Origin of the sequence: Streptomyces alkaliphilus (genome assembly GCF_014141535.1) — a bacterium.
In the GTDB taxonomy this organism is placed as follows: Bacteria; Actinomycetota; Actinomycetes; order Streptomycetales; family Streptomycetaceae; genus Streptomyces; species Streptomyces alkaliphilus.
Window position 1 is genome coordinate 1 of the sequence record NZ_VKHT01000765.1, and the last position, 2,508, is coordinate 2,508.

Genomic DNA, 2,508 nt, shown 5'->3' on the forward strand with positions numbered 1-2,508 from the left:
GGAACGGGGCATGGGGAAACCCTACGGCCCGTCGCCGACACACCCCCGCCCCACCGCGGAATACCATCGGGGGAGGCGGCTTCGGCCGTCCGCGCCGACCGTCCGCCCCCGGACGGTCGGGACTTCGACAAGGGGAACCGGTGACAGACACGGACCAGCCCGCATCCGGCGGCCCGAGGGCGCGGCGTCCCGAGGAGGGCCGGCAGGGCATCCTGATGGGACGGGTGCGCGGGGTGCCCATCTACGTGGGATTCAGTTGGTTCCTCGTCGCCGCCCTCATCACCTGGTTCTTCGGCAGTCAATTGGAACGTCTGTTCCCCGACCTGGGTGCCGTGCGCTACCTGCTGTCGCTCTTCTTCGCCGTGGCCTTCTACGCCTCGGTGCTGGTCCACGAACTCGCCCACACCGTCGCCGCCCTGCGCTTCGGCCTGCCGGTCCGTCGCATCCGGCTCCAGTTCCTCGGCGGCGTTTCCGAGATCGAACGCGAATCCCCCACGCCGGGCAGGGAGTTCTGGCTCGCCTTCGTCGGTCCCCTGCTGTCGCTGGTGCTCGCCGCGCTCTTCGCCCTCGGTCTGCTGGCGGTCGAGGCCGGGACGGTGCCCGGCGTGCTGCTGGCCGCGCTGATGCTCTCCAACCTCATCGTGGCCGTCTTCAACCTGCTGCCCGGCCTGCCGCTGGACGGCGGGCGGATGCTGCGGGCCGTGGTGTGGAAGCTCAGCGGCCGACCGATGACCGGTACCGTGGCGGCCGCCTGGAGCGGCCGGGTGCTGGCCATCGTGGTGCTGGTCGGCTTCCCGCTGGCCACCCACGCCGGTGGGTTGGCCGAGCGGGAGTCGATGACCGGCGTGGACTCGATCATGGACGGCCTGCTCGCCGCCGTCCTGGCCGCCGTCATCTGGACCGGGGCCGGGAACGGGCTGCGGATGGCGCGACTGCGCGAGCACCTGCCCGCACTCTCCGCCCGGGCCCTGACCCGGCGCGCGGTCCCCGCCCCGCCGGACCTTCCGCTCTCGGAGGCGCTTCGCCGCGCCAACGACGCCGGTGCCCGGGCGCTGGTGGTGGTGGAGGCGGACGGCACCCCCAGCGCGCTGGTGCGCGAGGCCGGCATCGCCGAGGTACCGGAGCACCGACGCCCCTGGGTGCCCATCGGCGCCCTCGCGCGCGAACTGACCGAGGGGATGCGGGTGCCCGCGGACATCGGTGGCGAGGAACTCCTGGACCACCTGCGGGCCGTTCCCGCCACCGAGTACCTCGTGATCGAGTCCACGGGGGAGATCTACGGGGTGCTCTCCACCGCCGATGTCGAACACGCCTTCGTCTCCGCGATGACCCGTCGCGGGCGCTGAGCCCGGCGCCGCCGACGGACTCGATTGGGGCCGTGGGCGGGCGCTGGTCTAGGCTGGCGCCCATGTCCGAACCGACCGGTGCCGCCCGCCGTCGCGGGCCCTTCCAGGCCGGGGACCAGGTCCAGCTCACGGACCCCAAGGGCCGCCACCACACCTTCACGCTCGAGGCGGGGAAGAGCTTCCACACCCACAAGGGAGCCTTCCCCCACGACGAGCTGATCGGCGCCCCCGAGGGAACCGTCGTCCGCACCACCGGAAGCGTCGAGTACCTGGCGCTGCGCCCCCTGCTCCCCGACTACGTCCTGTCCATGCCGCGCGGGGCCGCGGTGGTCTACCCCAAGGACGCGGGGCAGATCCTCGCGATGGCCGACATCTTCCCCGGTGCCCGGGTGGTCGAGGCGGGGGTGGGCTCGGGTTCCCTGAGCGCCTTCCTGCTGCGCGCCGTCGGTGACGGGGGGATGCTGCACTCCTACGAACGTCGGGCGGACTTCGCCGAGATCGCCCGGGGGAACGTGGAACGCTACTTCGGCGGTCCGCACCCCGCCTGGCGGCTGACCGTCGGCGATCTCCAGGACCGCCTGGAGGACACCGAGGTGGACCGGGTGATCCTGGACATGCTCGCCCCCTGGGAGTGTCTGGACCCGGTCTCCAAGGCCCTGGTGCCCGGCGGCATCGTCTGCGCCTACGTCGCCACCACCACCCAGTTGGCCCGCACCGTGGAGACCATCCGCGAGCACGGCTCCTTCAACGAGCCCACCGCCTGGGAGACGATGGTCCGCACCTGGCACGTGGAGGGGCTGGCGGTGCGCCCCGACCACCGGATGATCGGGCACACCGGCTTCCTGCTGACCGCCCGACGCCTCGCCGACGGCGTCACCCCGCCGCGTCGCCGTAGGCGCCCGGCGCCCGGCGCCTACGGCGAGGACTACACCGGACCCGGCGGGAAGTCGGCCGGCGGCGACCGGGCGGCGAAAAACGCGACGGACGGGGGGACCGGCGGCACGGCATGACGCCGTGCCCCTCTCCCCGCGGAACCTCCGGACCGGGCGTCCCCTCCCGGGCGCCCGGTCCGGCCGGGGCCGGGCGGCCGACCCGGCCGTTTCGCGCCGGGGCACGATGTGACACGATGCCGGCACGGTTCCCCGCCGTCCCCCCGTTCTCC

General features: G+C 73.5%; 2 protein-coding genes. Both read left to right on the plus strand.

Going from position 1 to position 2,508, the window contains the following annotated elements:
• The first annotated feature begins 65 nt into the window (after window positions 1-65).
• Complete coding sequence (locus FNQ90_RS19520) at window positions 66-1,346, plus strand: site-2 protease family protein (protein ID WP_407699396.1); 1,281 nt, start codon at window positions 66-68, stop codon at window positions 1,344-1,346.
• A gap of 62 nt (window positions 1,347-1,408) precedes the next feature.
• On the plus strand, window positions 1,409-2,356 hold the full coding sequence (locus FNQ90_RS19525) for a tRNA (adenine-N1)-methyltransferase (protein WP_182607555.1): 948 nt from the start codon (window positions 1,409-1,411) through the stop codon (window positions 2,354-2,356).
• The last annotated feature ends 152 nt before the right edge of the window (window positions 2,357-2,508 follow it).

What these genes read in the sequence shown, in the direction of transcription:
- FNQ90_RS19525 (WP_182607555.1), top strand. Translation starts at nt 1,409, where the DNA reads ATGTCCGAACCGACCGGTGCCGCCCGCCGTCGCGGGCCCTTCCAGGCC.